The following is a 14,824-nucleotide window of genomic DNA, read 5'->3' as shown; positions in this document are numbered from 1 at the left end:
TTAAGCTCTCTAGCGCCGATGGTAGTTGGGACCTTGTCCCTGTGAGAGTAGGACGTCGCCAAGCAATTAAAAACACAAGTCTTTTGACTTGTGTTTTTTTATTTCCCATGAAATAGGCTCGGTTCTGTTAGTAAAAAAGACGAAATATAGTAAGGGATTTTTTGAGCAGAAATAGTAAGAAATTGATAAATAAATGGATAATCTTCAGAGCCATAGCTCCCAAGTAAATCATACCACCAATCTGTTTCGTATCTAGAAATCATACTTAAATTGTAGAGCAATAAATAATGAACAAGAAGTTCAGGTAATACTGGTTTAGGATTTCTCGGGTCAATTGGAATTGGTAAGTAATAAGTATCAGCAAGATATTCGTAGTATAAAGGCGTACTATATATAGGGTTCCACGACTGGATAGGAGCTGTAAAAAGCAGATTCGATCCGCTCGTTTTCCCAGGAACATGTTGTATGGATAAATGCTTACAAGTTGATTCAATGTAACGTGAAAATCTTTCTGTAGTCATATGGAGTCGATCTAGTATGTTGACCGAAAAGGAAAGTTCATTTGTATTTGTTGAATCGATTTTATATAAAGTGGCCCCTCTTTGACTATAGCGAAATAAATTTTGTAATTCAGGAATATTTCCCATTAGATCTAGCATGTTAAACTTCTCTGCTTCTAAGTGTTTCATGTGAAACAGCTGTTCTGCAATATGAGTAAATAATCCATTTTTTTGCACCTTCACCTCATCTTCTAAAAATTGATACCCCTGTTTTTTTCGTTTACGAGTCGTAACACCATGAGCTAAAACAGTAGTGGATTCTGGATAGTTAGGATCAATAGTTAGTAAGCAGGCTTTAAAAAGTTGGCTCATTCCATAAAACAATAACATTGGCTGAATCGAAAAGGGGGCTACCTTATATAATTCATAATAGTTTTTCCCGTGTTCTAAGTAATAAATAAAGGGATAACAATTTTCGAAACTTTTTTTTTCAGCATCTTGTATGGAGGATTTTTCATAGCAACGGGCAAGATAACGTTGTACATTTTGAGATGAAAAGAAGAAACTTAATTGCTGCCAAGTACAATGTGTTTGATGCATATATTACGCTCCTTTTATTGTCTAAAAATTCTAACATATATATACGTCCTTGACAGTATTTTAACCAATTGATAAGCTACTAATAATAATTTCTGGTATCATGGGGGGAACAATTATGTGGGAATCTAAATTTGTTAAAGAAGGTTTGACTTTTGATGACGTATTACTTGTACCAGCAAAGTCAGATGTACTACCAAGAGAAGTAAGTGTTAAAACAGTTTTATCTGAAAGCTTACAGTTAAATATCCCGTTAATTAGTGCAGGAATGGATACAGTAACAGAAGCTGATATGGCTATTGCAATGGCTCGTCAAGGCGGTTTAGGAATTATTCATAAAAACATGTCTATTGAACAACAAGCGGAGCAAGTTGATAAAGTAAAACGTTCTGAAAGTGGCGTTATTTCAGATCCTTTCTTTTTAACTCCAGAACATCAAGTGTATGATGCAGAGCATCTTATGGGAAAATACCGTATCTCAGGTGTACCGGTTGTAAATAATTTAGACGAGCGAAAATTAGTTGGTATTATTACAAACCGTGATATGCGTTTTATCCAAGACTACTCAATCAAAATTTCCGACGTAATGACAAAAGAAAAGCTAATTACAGCTCCAGTTGGTACAACGCTGGAAGAAGCTGAAAAGATCCTACAAAAGTACAAAATTGAAAAACTCCCTCTCGTTGATAACAACGGTGTATTACAAGGGCTTATTACAATAAAAGATATTGAAAAAGTAATTGAATTCCCAAATTCTGCGAAGGATAAGCAAGGACGCTTATTAGTTGGAGCAGCGGTTGGTGTAACGGCTGATGCTATGCTTCGTATCGACGCATTAGTAAAAGCTAGCGTAGATGCAATCGTACTTGATACAGCTCATGGACATTCTCAAGGTGTTATTGATAAAGTGAAAGAAGTTCGTGCGAAATATCCATCACTAAATATTATCGCTGGAAATGTTGCTACTGCTGAAGCAACGAAAGCATTAATTGAAGCAGGTGCAAACGTAGTTAAAGTTGGTATTGGACCAGGCTCTATTTGTACGACACGCGTTGTAGCTGGCGTGGGTGTACCACAATTAACAGCAGTTTATGATTGTGCAACAGAAGCTCGTAAACACGGTATTCCAGTTATTGCTGATGGTGGTGTTAAGTACTCTGGTGACATGGTAAAAGCTTTAGCAGCAGGAGCACACGTTGTTATGCTAGGTAGTATGTTTGCTGGTGTTGCTGAAAGCCCTGGAGAAACTGAAATTTATCAAGGTCGTCAATTTAAAGTATATCGTGGTATGGGTTCTGTCGGAGCGATGGAAAAAGGAAGTAAAGACCGTTACTTCCAAGAAGGAAATAAAAAACTTGTTCCAGAAGGTATTGAAGGTCGAGTACCATATAAAGGACCTTTAGCTGATACAGTTCATCAATTAGTTGGTGGATTACGTGCCGGTATGGGATATTGCGGAGCTCAGAATTTAGAATTCTTACGTGAGAATGCACAATTCATTCGTATGTCAGGTGCTGGTTTACGTGAAAGCCACCCTCATCACGTACAAATTACAAAAGAGGCTCCAAACTACTCATTGTAATGTCTTATATACAAATAGACGGAGATTTGATATCTCTGTCTATTTTTTTTTGATTATGTTAGAATAACGGTTATGTGAGTACATAGATATTGGGGGTAGCAAAAGTGAAAGGTATGTTTTGCAAAAGATTCATTGCTTTAGTAACAATGCTTACACTAGCTTGTAGTATGTTGTTACCATATAGCAATGCATCAGCAGAAACAGGAGCTGCTTTAAACATTGAAGCAGGTGCAGCAATTTTAGTTGAAGCGAATTCTGGGAAAATTTTATATCAAAAGAATGCAGATGAATTATTATCAATTGCTAGTATGACAAAGATGATGAGTGAATATTTAGTTCATGAAGCAGTGGATAAAGGAAAACTTAAGTGGGATCAAAAAATTAAGGTTTCTGAATATGCGTATAAAGTTTCACAAGATGCTTCTTTATCAAATGTTGCATTAGAAAAAGGTGGCATTTATACAGTAAAAGAGTTATATGAAGCAATGGCAATCTTTTCTGCAAATGGTGCAACAATTGCATTAGCAGAAGCAATTGCAGGTAAAGAAGTAGACTTCGTAAAAATGATGAATGATAAATCGAAAGAACTAGGGTTGAAAAATTATAAATTTGTCAATTCTACAGGTTTAACGAATAAAGATTTAAAGGGAATGCATCCTGAAGGAACAACAGCGGATGAAGAAAATAAAATGTCTGCAAAGGATGTTGCAACTTTAGCACAACATTTAATTAAAGATTATCCAAAAGTGTTAGATACAGCAAAAATCCCGAAAAAAGAATTCCGTCCAGAAAAAGAGAAGTTTGCAATGTCGAACTGGAACTGGATGTTAAAGGGCTTAGTGAAAGAATATGATGGCGTAGATGGCCTGAAAACAGGCTCGACTCCAGAAGCAGGGGATTGCTTCACTGGTACGGTTGAAAGAAACGGAATGCGTTTTATTTCTGTAGTTATTAAAACAAGTTCTCATACAGCACGTTTTGATGAAACAAAGAAGCTATATGATTATGGATTTGCTAACTTTGAAATGAAGCAAATGTATAAAAAAGATTCTTCAGTAAAAGGACAAGAAACAGTACGAGTAGAAAATGCTAAAGATAAAGATGTAGCAGTTCAAACAAAACAAGCTGTTTCACTTCCGGTGCCAAAAGGAAGTAAAGATGTTTATAAAACAGAATTAAAAGAAGCAAATAAGGGACAAGAAGCACCTATTAAAAAGGGAGCTGCACTTGGCCAAATGGTAATCACACCAAAAGATGCGAATGATCCTGGATTTTTATCTGGTAAGTCATTACAAATAGATCTTGTAACAACGTCTGCAGTAGAGGAAGCGAATTGGTTTACTCGCTCTATGCGCGGAATTGGTTCTTTCTTTAGTGGTATATGGAATAGTGCTGTTGATACAGTAAAAGGTTGGTTTTAAAAGCTCCTCATTGTAGGGGCTTTTTCTTATTCCTATTTTTCATACCGACTTTATGAAAAAGTAGTAGACAAGCATCTGATAGTTAGTGGTAGAATGTAAGAGTATTCTTAATTTTCGCCTTTAACGGGGAAAAGCAATTCACCTAGGGGGGTTTTTGTAACATGACAAATGTAACAGGGACAGAACGTGTAAAACGTGGAATGGCAGAAATGCAAAAAGGCGGCGTTATTATGGACGTAATTAACGCTGAACAAGCAAAAATTGCAGAAGAGGCAGGCGCAGTTGCTGTTATGGCACTAGAGCGTGTACCAGCAGATATTCGTGCAGCAGGTGGCGTTTCTCGTATGGCAGACCCAACAATCGTTGAAGAAGTTATGGGCGCTGTTTCAATTCCGGTTATGGCAAAATGCCGTATCGGTCATCTTGTAGAAGCACGTGTATTAGAATCATTAGGGGTAGACTATATCGATGAGAGTGAAGTATTAACTCCTGCTGATGAAGTATACCATTTAAATAAACGTGATTACACAGTTCCGTTTGTATGTGGTTGCCGTGATATCGGAGAAGCTGCACGTCGTATTGCAGAAGGTGCATCTATGCTTCGTACAAAAGGTGAACCAGGAACAGGAAACATTGTAGAGGCAGTGCGTCATATGCGCCAAGTCAATGCAGAAATCCGTCAAGTTGCAAGTCTACGTGAAGATGAGTTAATGACATATGCAAAAAATACTGGTGCTCCTTATGAAGTATTACTTGAAATTAAACGCCTTGGTCGTTTGCCAGTTGTAAACTTCGCAGCAGGTGGTGTAGCAACACCAGCGGATGCAGCGTTAATGATGCAACTTGGTGCAGATGGTGTATTTGTTGGATCTGGTATCTTCAAATCAGAGAATCCAGAGAAATTTGCACGCGCAATCGTTGAAGCGACGACACATTATGAGGATTACGAACTAATTGCAAGCCTTTCTAAAGGATTAGGTAATGCGATGAAAGGTATCGAAATTTCAACGTTATTACCAGAACAACGTATGCAAGAGCGTGGATGGTAATTGAAGGAGAACTTTAAAATGGTGAAAATCGGTGTACTAGGTCTTCAAGGTGCAGTTCGTGAGCATATAAAATCAGTTGAAGCAAGTGGTGCAGAAGCTGTTGTTGTAAAGCGTATAGAGCAACTTGAAGAGATTGATGGTCTTATTTTACCAGGCGGTGAAAGTACAACAATGCGCCGTCTTATTGATAAGTATGCTTTCATGGAACCACTTCGTACATTCGCGAAGTCTGGTAAACCAATGTTTGGTACATGTGCAGGTATGATTCTTCTTGCAAAAACACTTATTGGCTATGAAGAAGCACATATTGGTGCTATGGATATTACAGTAGAGCGCAATGCGTTCGGACGCCAAAAAGATAGCTTTGAAGCCGCACTGTCAATTAAAGGTGTAGGAGAAGAATTTATTGGTGTATTTATTCGTGCTCCGTATGTTGTAAATGTAGCTGATGATGTTGAAGTACTTTCCACACATGGTGATCGAATGGTAGCAGTAAAACAAAATCAGTTTTTAGCTGCTTCATTCCATCCAGAATTAACGGATGATCATCGTGTGACAGCATACTTTGTAGAAATGGTAAAAGAAGCGAAAATGAAAAAAGTTGTATAAGTAACTTGCAACTTGTATAAGATTATAGTAAATTGATGGTAACAATTTTATAAAATAAGCGTGTTGATAGGAAGTAGTAACAAATGCCGTTTCTTATAGAGAGTCGATGGTTGGTGGAAATCGATAGAAACAGTTTGTGAATCCATCCTGGAATGGAATGTGGAATATCTTTATGATTAGTAAACATTCCCGGTGAAGAGCCGTTATTTCTACTTGAGAGGAAAGCGGTAATGCTTTCAACTAGGGTGGCAACGCGGGTTAACTCCCGTCCCTTTATATAGGGACGGGAGTTTTTTGTGTTTTATAAAATAAAAGGAGGAGTATATAATGCTTGATATTAAATTTTTACGTACAAATTTTGAAGAAGTAAAAGCAAAGTTACAGCATAGAGGCGAAGATTTAACTGATTTTGGTCGTTTTGAAGAGCTGGATACGAGAAGAAGAGAATTACTTGTTCAAACAGAGGAATTAAAAAGTAAACGTAACGAAGTATCTCAACAAATCTCTGTATTGAAGCGTGAAAAGAAAGATGCAGAAGCTCTAATTCTAGAAATGCGTGAAGTTGGAGAAAAAGTAAAAGATCTTGATAATGAACTTCGTACAGTTGAAGAAGATTTAGAAAGATTAATGTTATCTATTCCAAATATACCTCATGAATCTGCTCCAATTGGTGAAACAGAGGATGATAATGTAGTAGCACGTAATTGGGGAGAAGTGAAAGAATTTGCTTTTGAACCAAAACCACATTGGGATCTTGCTACAGATTTAGGAATTTTAGATTTCGAGCGTGCTGGGAAGGTAACAGGAAGCCGCTTCGTATTCTATAAAGGTGCTGGCGCGAGATTAGAGCGTGCTTTAATTAGCTTTATGCTTGATCTTCATACTGACGAGCATGGATACGAAGAAGTATTACCTCCGTATATGGTAAACCGTGCAAGTATGACAGGAACAGGACAACTTCCGAAATTTGAAGAAGATGCATTCCGTATTGAAAGTGAAGATTACTTCTTAATTCCAACAGCTGAAGTACCTGTAACGAACATGCACCGTGATGAAATCTTAAATAAAGAGCAACTGCCTATACGATATGCTGCATTTAGCTCTTGTTTCCGTTCTGAAGCGGGTTCAGCTGGCCGTGATACACGTGGCTTAATTCGTCAGCATCAGTTCAATAAAGTAGAGCTTGTAAAGTTCGTAAAACCAGAAGATTCTTATGAAGAGTTAGAAAAACTAACAAATGATGCAGAACGCGTGTTACAATTATTAGAGTTGCCATATCGCGTTATGAGCATGTGCACAGGCGATTTAGGATTTACAGCAGCGAAGAAATACGATATCGAAGTATGGATTCCAAGCTATGGCACATATCGTGAGATTTCTTCTTGTAGTAATTTTGAGGCTTTCCAAGCGAGACGTGCAAATATCCGTTTCCGTCGTGAGCCAAACGGCAAACCAGAACATGTTCATACATTAAATGGATCTGGTCTTGCAATTGGACGTACGGTGGCAGCTATTTTAGAGAACTACCAACAAGAAGATGGTACAATTATAATTCCAGAAGTTCTTCGCCCTTATATGGGAGGAAAAACAGTTATTAAGTAAATTTATAAACATTCATCGGTATGAGTGATTGGTAATTATGAGCGTTGTCAGTACTATAATGTAGGAGAGGAAAAGTAAAATTTTCCTTTCCTTATAATTTATTTTAGTAGGGTTGACTAACTGTTTTTCTTTTGATATTATATTTGATGTCAATATGGAGGTATACCCAAGTCTGGCTGAAGGGATCGGTCTTGAAAACCGACAGGCGGCGAGAGTCGCGCGGGGGTTCGAATCCCTCTACCTCCTCCAGATATAATTGACAACAGCGCATATAAGTGGAGATTGGAGAACTCGTTACCAACACGTAACGAGTTTTTATTTTAAAACCAATCATAAAGTATGGTGTAAGGCGATTTTGTCCTTATTACACACTCATATTCCGATGATTATCTTCATAGATATGAAAGGAGTCAACATGGATCTTATTATACAAACGTTTCCTTTAGATGGAAAAACTTTATATTATGTACAATGTCCTGTCTGTAAGAACAATAGAATTTTAAACAGTGGTGCAAATGTGTCACGCATTATAAGCGATGATACATTCCGTAAACTTTGTGGTTGCACTTGTGATGTAAAGCAAACTGCGACAAAAGTAGAGGCGCCAAAAAAAGTTGAAAAAGCAGCTGTAAAGAAAGAAGCAGCTCCAAAACGTACAGGTAAAGTATTAACAGCAGTGATTAACGGGAAAGAAATGACTGTTAAAGAGATTGCTGAAACATACGATATTAGTACAAGTACTGTTCGTCAGCGTATTAACGCTGGAAAACCTGAGAGTGAAATTATTGCTCCGACAAAAAAGAAGTAATTTAATAGAAAAACCCGTGCGTATGCACGGGTTTTTTATTTTACAAGTTTACGTGTTTGTTTTAAAAAATGGCCAATTTTTTTAATGATTGGTTCGATTGAATCACCATCTTTTAAAATATCGTATTCATTAATGTTTAATCGTAAAACAGGGCATGCATTAAAGTTATTAATCCAGTTTTCGTAACGGCCATGCATCTCTTTCCAATACTCAATTGGTGTTTGTTGTTCCATCGGACGTCCGCGTTCTTGGATACGATCAACAATATCATCGAAAGAACCTTCTAAGTAAATTAATAAATCAGGATGAGGGAAGTAAGGAGTCATGACCATAGCGTCAAATAAACCTTTGTATGTTTCATAATCAGTTTCCGTCATTGTACCTTTTTCATGATGCATCTTTGCAAAAATTCCAGTGTCTTCATATATAGAGCGATCTTGAACAAAACCGCCACCGTATTCAAAAATTCTTTTTTGTTCTTTAAATCGTTCTGCTAAAAAGTACACTTGCAAGTGGAAGCTCCAGCGTGTGAAATCAGCATAGAACTTGTCCAAATACGGGTTCGAATCTACCTTTTCAAATGATGTGCGATAACCTAAAGCGTTAGCTAATGCAGTTGTCATAGTTGATTTTCCGACACCTACTGTTCCAGCAATAGTGATTACTGCGTCATTTGGTATATCATATTTTTGCCTTAAATTCATTGTTATTCCGACTCCTTTAAGAGAGTATTTTGAAGGGCGGATAGGATGACGTTTAAATCATCAGGATTTTTTACAAAATCCATATCGTCTCCGTTAAATTTTAATACTGGGATATCTGGATGATCTTTTTTAAAAGTATCCATTGCTGTTTCGTAATCTTTTGTGAGCTGTAGTAAGTAATTTGGATCCATGTTTTTTTCGAATTCTCTTCCGCGCATCGCAATTCGTGTTTGTAATGTTTCCAAGCTAGCTGTTAAATAAACGATAACGTTTGGTACAGGCATATCTTGTGTAAGGATACGATAGATTTGCATGTACTTGTCATATTGAGAATTCTTTAATGTACGGGATGAAAAAATTAAATTTTTAAATATATGATAATCCGCTACTACTGGTTTCCTTTGATTCAAATACTTTATGTTAATATCTTCTAATTGTTTGTATCTATTACAAAGAAAGAACATCTCTGTTTGAAAACTCCATTCGTCGATGTCTTCATAGAATTTTCCTAAAAAAGGATTCTCATCAACAATTTCTTTTAGTAAGTGGAGTTGCATGTGAGTTGAAATTGCCTTCGCAAGTGAGGTTTTTCCAACACCAATTGGTCCTTCAACCGTGATAAATGGTACTCCGGTCACGCTGTTTCCTCCTTTCAATCAGTGATTTACCGTGACTACTAAAAACACAAAACAGAATTATTGTAGCACAGGAGGGAAGCGAGCGGGTTAATTTGATATAAAAAGTTAGAAAATAAATATATGTATTAATTAATTTTTATTTGAGATGACGGTACTATATTTGCTTTTAATGTGGCTTCCATTATTTTTAAAGCATGCAGATTATCCTGATCATGATTAGAGGCAATACAGTCCTGTGGTACATACAGTGTATAATTTCTCATATGAGCATCGTTAGCTGTAAAGAGGATACATATATTCCCGGCGACTCCTGTCAATATTAGATTTTCTATTTTTAAATAGCCTAATAAGGAATTTAAAGGTGTTTCATAAAAAGCAGAGTAATGTGGTTTAATAAAAATGTAATCATCAGTATTTGGAGCAATCTTATGAATGATATTTTCACTATACTCATTTGTACAATGAGTAATTAGTTGGTCAATATCAGATCTCCAAAGTTGATAATGGTCATTAACATAAATTATGGGGTAGCCAAAGGATTTCATTGTTTTCTTTAATTGTAAAATAGGGTTTGTTATAATTTCGCATTTTTTAGCTAGGGTGGGCCCGTGTGAAAATTGAAAATCATTAATCATATCGATAATGAGTAAGGCAGTATTCTTCATATGTAATCCCCTCTCTTTTTTATTAGGGTGGATTGAATTTGTAAAAGTTATCCCATGTGCAGTAAATGGAAAAAAGTGTATTTTATTTTAGGTGAAAGGACTATGGTATGGAACACGATCAAGATATTTATTTTATGCAGTTAGCAATAGAAGAGGCTAAAAAAGCAGAGGCAATACAAGAAGTACCGATTGGTGCAGTTATAGTGTTAGATGGTGAAGTAATTAGTGTTGCTCATAATTTAAGAGAAACTGAACAAAGATCAATAGCTCACGCTGAGTTATTAGCTATTGATGAGGCGTGCAAAAAATTAGGGACATGGCGTTTAGAAGATGCGACGTTATATGTAACATTAGAGCCTTGTCCGATGTGTGCGGGTGGAATTGTTTTATCACGAGTGAAGCGAGTTGTATATGGTGCAAGTGATCCGAAAGGTGGATGTGCAGGGACTTTGATGAATCTTTTAACGGATGAACGCTTTAATCATCAATGCGAGGTAGTTGCTGGTGTATTAGAAGAAGAATGCGGTACTTTGTTAACAAACTTTTTTAGAGAGCTTCGTAAAAAAAGAAAAGCGATAAAAAAATTAGAGAAAAGTAACGAGAATTAACGTATTTGCATTTTGTAAAAAAACAAGTTATACTGATAATGCCTTTTAATGAAGGCAACCGAATATTGGTTTTAACTTTGCCGTGCTAAGCGGGGAGGTAGCGGTGCCCTATACTCGCAATCCGCTCTAGCGAGGCCGAATCCCTTCTCGAGGTTATGCTGCTGTAAGGTCTGCCTTAAGTAAGTGGTGTTGACGTTTGGGTCCTGCGCAACGGGACCCCGTGAACCTTGTCAGGTCCGGAAGGAAGCAGCAATAAGCGGGTCTTCTCGTGTGCCGCAGGAGTGCCTGAACCGAGCTAACTGCTTGAGTAACGCTTATGGTACGTAATCGACAGAAGGTGCACGGCAGTTATATATGTATACAAAACTCACCTTAATACTAAGGTGGGTTTTTTGTATAGAAAATAACTTTTGGAATCTATAAACAGAATGGGTTATAATAAATAAGATAATAACCTTTGAGGGAGGCCGTATTTTCGTGTCATACCAAGCGTTATACCGAACATGGAGACCGCAAAAATTTGAAGATGTAGTTGGTCAAAAGCACGTGACAAAAACGTTGCAAAATGCCCTTCTTCAAGAGAAAGTTTCACATGCTTATTTATTTTCTGGGCCGAGGGGAACAGGAAAAACGACAATTGCAAAAGTATTTGCAAAAGCAATCAACTGTGAACATGCTCCGGTAGCTGAACCTTGTAATGAATGTCCTTCTTGTTTGGGGATTACACAAGGATCTATTTCAGATGTATTAGAAATTGATGCGGCTTCAAATAACGGTGTAGATGAAATTCGAGATATTAGAGATAAAGTAAAATATGCTCCAAGTGCTGTAGAATATAAAGTATACATTATTGATGAAGTCCACATGCTTTCTATGGGTGCCTTCAATGCGCTTTTAAAAACGTTAGAAGAGCCGCCAGGACACGTCATCTTTATTTTGGCGACAACAGAACCGCATAAGATTCCGCCTACAATCATTTCACGTTGCCAGCGTTTTGAATTTCGAAAAATATCAGTAAATGATATTGTTGAGAGATTATCGACGGTTGTGACGAATGAAGGTACGCAAGTAGAAGATGAGGCGTTACAAATTGTTGCACGTGCCGCTGAAGGTGGTATGCGTGATGCGCTTAGTCTTATTGATCAGGCAATATCTTATAGTGATGAGACAGTTACGACAGAAGATGTATTAGCTGTGACAGGTTCTGTTTCCCAGCAATACTTAGGTAACTTAGTAGAATGTATACGTGAAAATGATGTATCAAGAGCATTACGTATCATAGATGAGATGATGGGTAAAGGGAAAGATCCAGTTCGTTTTATGGAGGATTTCATTTACTATTATCGCGATATGCTTTTATATCAAACCTCACCACAACTGGAACATATGTTGGAACGAGTAATGGTAGATGAGCAATTCCGGATGTTAAGTGAAGAAATGCAACCGGAAGTAATCTATGAAATCATTCATACGCTTAGTAAGGGACAACAGGAAATGAAGTGGACAAATCATCCGCGAATTTTCTTAGAAGTTGTTATGGTACAACTGTGTCAACAGTTTATGATGCAAGCGAACGGTGCAGATCGTTTACAAGCAATTATGAACAGGATGCAGCAATTGGAGAAAGAGTTAGAACAAGTCAAAAAGAATGGTGTGCCGGCTGGTGTGCAGCAAGAAGTCAGAGAGACACGTGCAACACCAAAGCCAGTGCGTACAGGTAGTATGAAAATTCCTGTTGGACGCGTAAATGAAGTGTTAAAGCAAGCAAAGCGTCAGGATTTAGAACAATTAAAAGCTGTGTGGGGTGAGTTGTTAGGAAGGCTCAAATCATACAACAAAGTAGCGTTTGCTGTTTTATTAGAAAATAGCGAACCGGTAGCGGCTTCGGATGATACTTACGTTTTAGCGTTTCAATATGAGATTCACTGTAAAATGGCAAGCGAGAACCGAGAAGCTATGGATACAGTGGAACAAGCCTTATTTGAACTGTTAAGTAAAAGATTAAATATGATTGCCATTCCAAAAAGTGAATGGGGTAAAATCCGTGAAGATTTTTTACAGCGTGAAGGCGAGAATTCTGAAGAAAGCCCAGAGAAAAAAGAAGATCCTCTTATAGAAGAGGCAGTAAAATTAGTAGGACAAGAACTTATTGAAATAAAAGAGTAATAATAATTAGGAGGAATTAATTATGATGCGTGGCGGAATGGGAAATATGAATAATATGATGAAACAAATGCAAAAGATGCAAAAAGATATGGCAAAAGCGCAAGAAGAACTTGGCGAAAAAACAGTTGAAGGTACAGCTGGCGGCGGTATGGTCACAGTTATTGCAAATGGTCATAAGCAAATTCTTGAAGTGAAAGTTAAAGAAGAAGTTGTAGATCCAGAAGATATCGAAATGTTACAAGACTTAGTGTTAGCTGCAACGAATGATGCACTTAAAAAAGCTGATGAACTTTCAAACTCTACAATGGGTAAATTTACAAAAGGCTTAAACTTACCAGGTGGAATGTTCTAGGAGGATACTGATATATGCATTATCCAGAACCGATATCGAAATTAATTGATAGTTTTATGAAGTTGCCAGGAATCGGACCGAAAACAGCGGTTCGATTGGCATTTTTCGTATTAGATATGAAAGAAGATGATGTGTTAGGTTTTGCAAAAGCACTTGTGAATGCGAAGCGAGATTTAGCGTATTGTTCTGTATGCGGACATATTACTGACCGCGATCCTTGTTATATTTGTAATGATTCGCATCGAGATCAGTCGATTGTTTGTGTTGTGCAGGAACCGAAAGATGTAATCGCAATGGAAAAGATGAAAGAGTATCAAGGTGTATATCATGTGTTACGTGGTGCGATTTCTCCAATGGAGGGAATTGGACCGGAAGACATTAATATCCCGCAACTTTTAAAGCGACTGCATGATGAAACGGTACAAGAAGTGATACTAGCAACAAACCCTAATATTGAAGGGGAAGCTACAGCGATGTATATATCCCGCCTCTTAAAGCCGACAGGTATTAAAGTAACTCGTATTGCACATGGTCTGCCAGTTGGTGGAGATTTAGAATATGCAGATGAAGTGACACTGTCGAAAGCGTTAGAAGGTCGTAGAGAAGTATAAGAGGAGAAACAAAAATGTTCTTTCAAAAAAAGGGTAAATTGCGTAAAGAGTATGATGATAAGCTAATTGTACTATTAGAAAAAGTGAAGAATGAATGGTTACGTCAGAAGAGAATGGTTGAACAAAGTGTGGAACCATCTCAAGATGTACTTTGTTCTTTGAAAATAGCAGAGGCGAAATATTTCTTCTTGTTAAAAGAAGCAAAACGTCGTCCTGTAAAAATGGAACAATGGTAAAAGGTTCTGCTGAAAAAGCAGAACCTTTTATTTTATTTATTAAATATTTAGTGGTTACTTCGTTTGGAAAGAAAGATTAATGGTTTTTATGAAGAAAGTGTTGCCGAATGAAGGTTAACAAGATAAAACAACTGGAGTTGTAGGGTAAATGTTCTTTTTTATCGCCTTGTCCCATACAAATAAATATGTATAGGTCACTTTCATAAGGAGGAAAAAATGAATTCTACAGTTGTTATTGTCGGTATTCTTACTTTAGTTTTTATCTTTCTTGTTTTTGGTGTTTCTTCTAAGCCGTTACGTTTTATAGGAAAAGCGCTCTTTCATGTTACTTTAGGGATAGCATTACTCTTTATCGTAAATGTTGTAGGGACATATTTTGATTTTCATATTCCAATTAACTTGGGAACCGCAACAATCACAAGTATATTAGGCCTACCTGGTGTTGCTGCATTAGTGGTTATTAAGCTTTATATCATGCCAAGATAAAATTATTTTGGCATTTTTTTAAAAAGTGTTGACGAACAAATGATTAATATGGTAAATTAATAAGCGTCGTCAGGAACGAAAGAAAAAAGTTGTTGACAGATTTAACGCAAAATGTTAAATTGTAAAAGTCGCTGAAACGCGATGTTGAACTTTGAAAACTAAACGAAACAAACAACGTGAAACGTCAATT

At 37.0% G+C, this 14,824-nt stretch carries 16 protein-coding genes, 1 tRNA gene, 1 other RNA gene and 1 other annotated feature; of the genes, 14 read left to right on the top strand and 4 right to left on the bottom strand.

Features of this window, described 5'->3' with window-relative positions:
• Positions 1 to 98 precede the first annotated feature (98 nt).
• Positions 99 to 1,100: a YaaC family protein gene (locus CER22_RS29060; RefSeq protein ID WP_088061445.1), complete on the bottom strand. Its 1,002-nt coding sequence runs from the start codon at positions 1,098 to 1,100 to the stop codon at positions 99 to 101.
• 115 nt (positions 1,101 to 1,215) lie between these two features.
• On the opposite strand from CER22_RS29060, the gene guaB reads away from it, so the two are divergent.
• From guaB to CER22_RS29025, 7 genes are all read left to right on the top strand, one after another.
• Positions 1,216 to 2,679, top strand: a complete 1,464-nt coding sequence (gene guaB / locus CER22_RS29055; RefSeq protein WP_000264076.1) for an IMP dehydrogenase — start codon at positions 1,216 to 1,218, stop codon at positions 2,677 to 2,679.
• A gap of 113 nt (positions 2,680 to 2,792) precedes the next feature.
• A complete protein-coding gene (gene dacA / locus CER22_RS29050) occupies positions 2,793 to 4,100 on the top strand; it encodes a D-alanyl-D-alanine carboxypeptidase DacA (protein WP_137011318.1) in 1,308 nt (435 codons plus the stop codon).
• A gap of 161 nt (positions 4,101 to 4,261) precedes the next feature.
• Positions 4,262 to 5,149: a pyridoxal 5'-phosphate synthase lyase subunit PdxS gene (gene pdxS, locus CER22_RS29045; RefSeq protein ID WP_000186157.1), complete on the top strand. Its 888-nt coding sequence runs from the start codon at positions 4,262 to 4,264 to the stop codon at positions 5,147 to 5,149.
• A gap of 18 nt (positions 5,150 to 5,167) precedes the next feature.
• Entirely contained in the window at positions 5,168 to 5,758 is a 591-nt protein-coding gene (gene pdxT / locus CER22_RS29040; RefSeq protein ID WP_000238772.1) for a pyridoxal 5'-phosphate synthase glutaminase subunit PdxT, read from the top strand.
• Between the two features lie 54 nt (positions 5,759 to 5,812).
• Positions 5,813 to 6,034: a binding site (T-box leader), on the top strand.
• 51 nt (positions 6,035 to 6,085) lie between these two features.
• Entirely contained in the window at positions 6,086 to 7,360 is a 1,275-nt protein-coding gene (serS, locus tag CER22_RS29035) for a serine--tRNA ligase (RefSeq protein ID WP_048543009.1), read from the top strand.
• A 156-nt stretch (positions 7,361 to 7,516) separates the two neighbouring features.
• A tRNA-Ser gene (locus tag CER22_RS29030) sits at positions 7,517 to 7,609 on the top strand.
• 166 nt (positions 7,610 to 7,775) lie between these two features.
• Positions 7,776 to 8,168, top strand: a complete 393-nt coding sequence (locus CER22_RS29025; RefSeq protein ID WP_000364198.1) for a DUF3797 domain-containing protein — start codon at positions 7,776 to 7,778, stop codon at positions 8,166 to 8,168.
• Between the two features lie 35 nt (positions 8,169 to 8,203).
• Here CER22_RS29025 and CER22_RS29020 read toward each other — a convergent pair whose 3' ends face one another.
• From CER22_RS29020 to CER22_RS29010, 3 genes are all read right to left on the bottom strand, one after another.
• Positions 8,204 to 8,872 (bottom strand): deoxynucleoside kinase, encoded by a 669-nt coding sequence (locus CER22_RS29020; RefSeq protein ID WP_001053583.1) that lies wholly within the window; start codon positions 8,870 to 8,872, stop codon positions 8,204 to 8,206.
• 2 nt (positions 8,873 to 8,874) lie between these two features.
• Positions 8,875 to 9,510: a deoxynucleoside kinase gene (locus CER22_RS29015; protein ID WP_088610265.1), complete on the bottom strand. Its 636-nt coding sequence runs from the start codon at positions 9,508 to 9,510 to the stop codon at positions 8,875 to 8,877.
• A 125-nt stretch (positions 9,511 to 9,635) separates the two neighbouring features.
• Positions 9,636 to 10,175, bottom strand: coding sequence for an isochorismatase family cysteine hydrolase (locus CER22_RS29010; protein ID WP_000798743.1), 540 nt, complete (start codon positions 10,173 to 10,175; stop codon positions 9,636 to 9,638).
• Between the two features lie 107 nt (positions 10,176 to 10,282).
• Between CER22_RS29010 and tadA the strand changes: the two genes are divergently transcribed.
• The 7 genes from tadA (at position 10,283) to CER22_RS28970 (ending at position 14,634) form a co-directional block, all read left to right on the top strand.
• A complete protein-coding gene (gene tadA / locus CER22_RS29000; protein ID WP_002108901.1) occupies positions 10,283 to 10,783 on the top strand; it encodes a tRNA adenosine(34) deaminase TadA in 501 nt (166 codons plus the stop codon).
• Between the two features lie 80 nt (positions 10,784 to 10,863).
• An RNA gene (gene ffs, locus CER22_RS28995) (signal recognition particle sRNA large type) lies at positions 10,864 to 11,128 on the top strand.
• A gap of 132 nt (positions 11,129 to 11,260) precedes the next feature.
• Positions 11,261 to 12,949 (top strand): DNA polymerase III subunit gamma/tau, encoded by a 1,689-nt coding sequence (gene dnaX / locus CER22_RS28990; RefSeq protein ID WP_000121581.1) that lies wholly within the window; start codon positions 11,261 to 11,263, stop codon positions 12,947 to 12,949.
• Between the two features lie 25 nt (positions 12,950 to 12,974).
• Complete coding sequence (locus CER22_RS28985) at positions 12,975 to 13,301, top strand: YbaB/EbfC family nucleoid-associated protein (protein ID WP_170771173.1); 327 nt, start codon at positions 12,975 to 12,977, stop codon at positions 13,299 to 13,301.
• Between the two features lie 14 nt (positions 13,302 to 13,315).
• Positions 13,316 to 13,912 carry a recombination protein RecR gene (recR, locus tag CER22_RS28980; protein WP_000559168.1) on the top strand — a complete coding sequence of 199 codons (597 nt, stop codon included), beginning with the start codon at positions 13,316 to 13,318 and terminating at the stop codon, positions 13,910 to 13,912.
• A gap of 14 nt (positions 13,913 to 13,926) precedes the next feature.
• Complete coding sequence (locus tag CER22_RS28975; protein WP_000466020.1) at positions 13,927 to 14,148, top strand: YaaL family protein; 222 nt, start codon at positions 13,927 to 13,929, stop codon at positions 14,146 to 14,148.
• Between the two features lie 216 nt (positions 14,149 to 14,364).
• Positions 14,365 to 14,634, top strand: a complete 270-nt coding sequence (locus tag CER22_RS28970) for a pro-sigmaK processing inhibitor BofA family protein (protein ID WP_001089486.1) — start codon at positions 14,365 to 14,367, stop codon at positions 14,632 to 14,634.
• The last annotated feature ends 190 nt before the right edge of the window (positions 14,635 to 14,824 follow it).

The sequence above is a fragment of the Bacillus sp. K2I17 genome (assembly GCF_002209985.1).
Lineage (GTDB): Bacteria > Bacillota > Bacilli > Bacillales > Bacillaceae_G > Bacillus_A > Bacillus_A wiedmannii.
The sequence above is the reverse complement of the archived record's forward strand: the minus strand, read 5'-3'. Positions and strand labels throughout refer to the sequence as shown.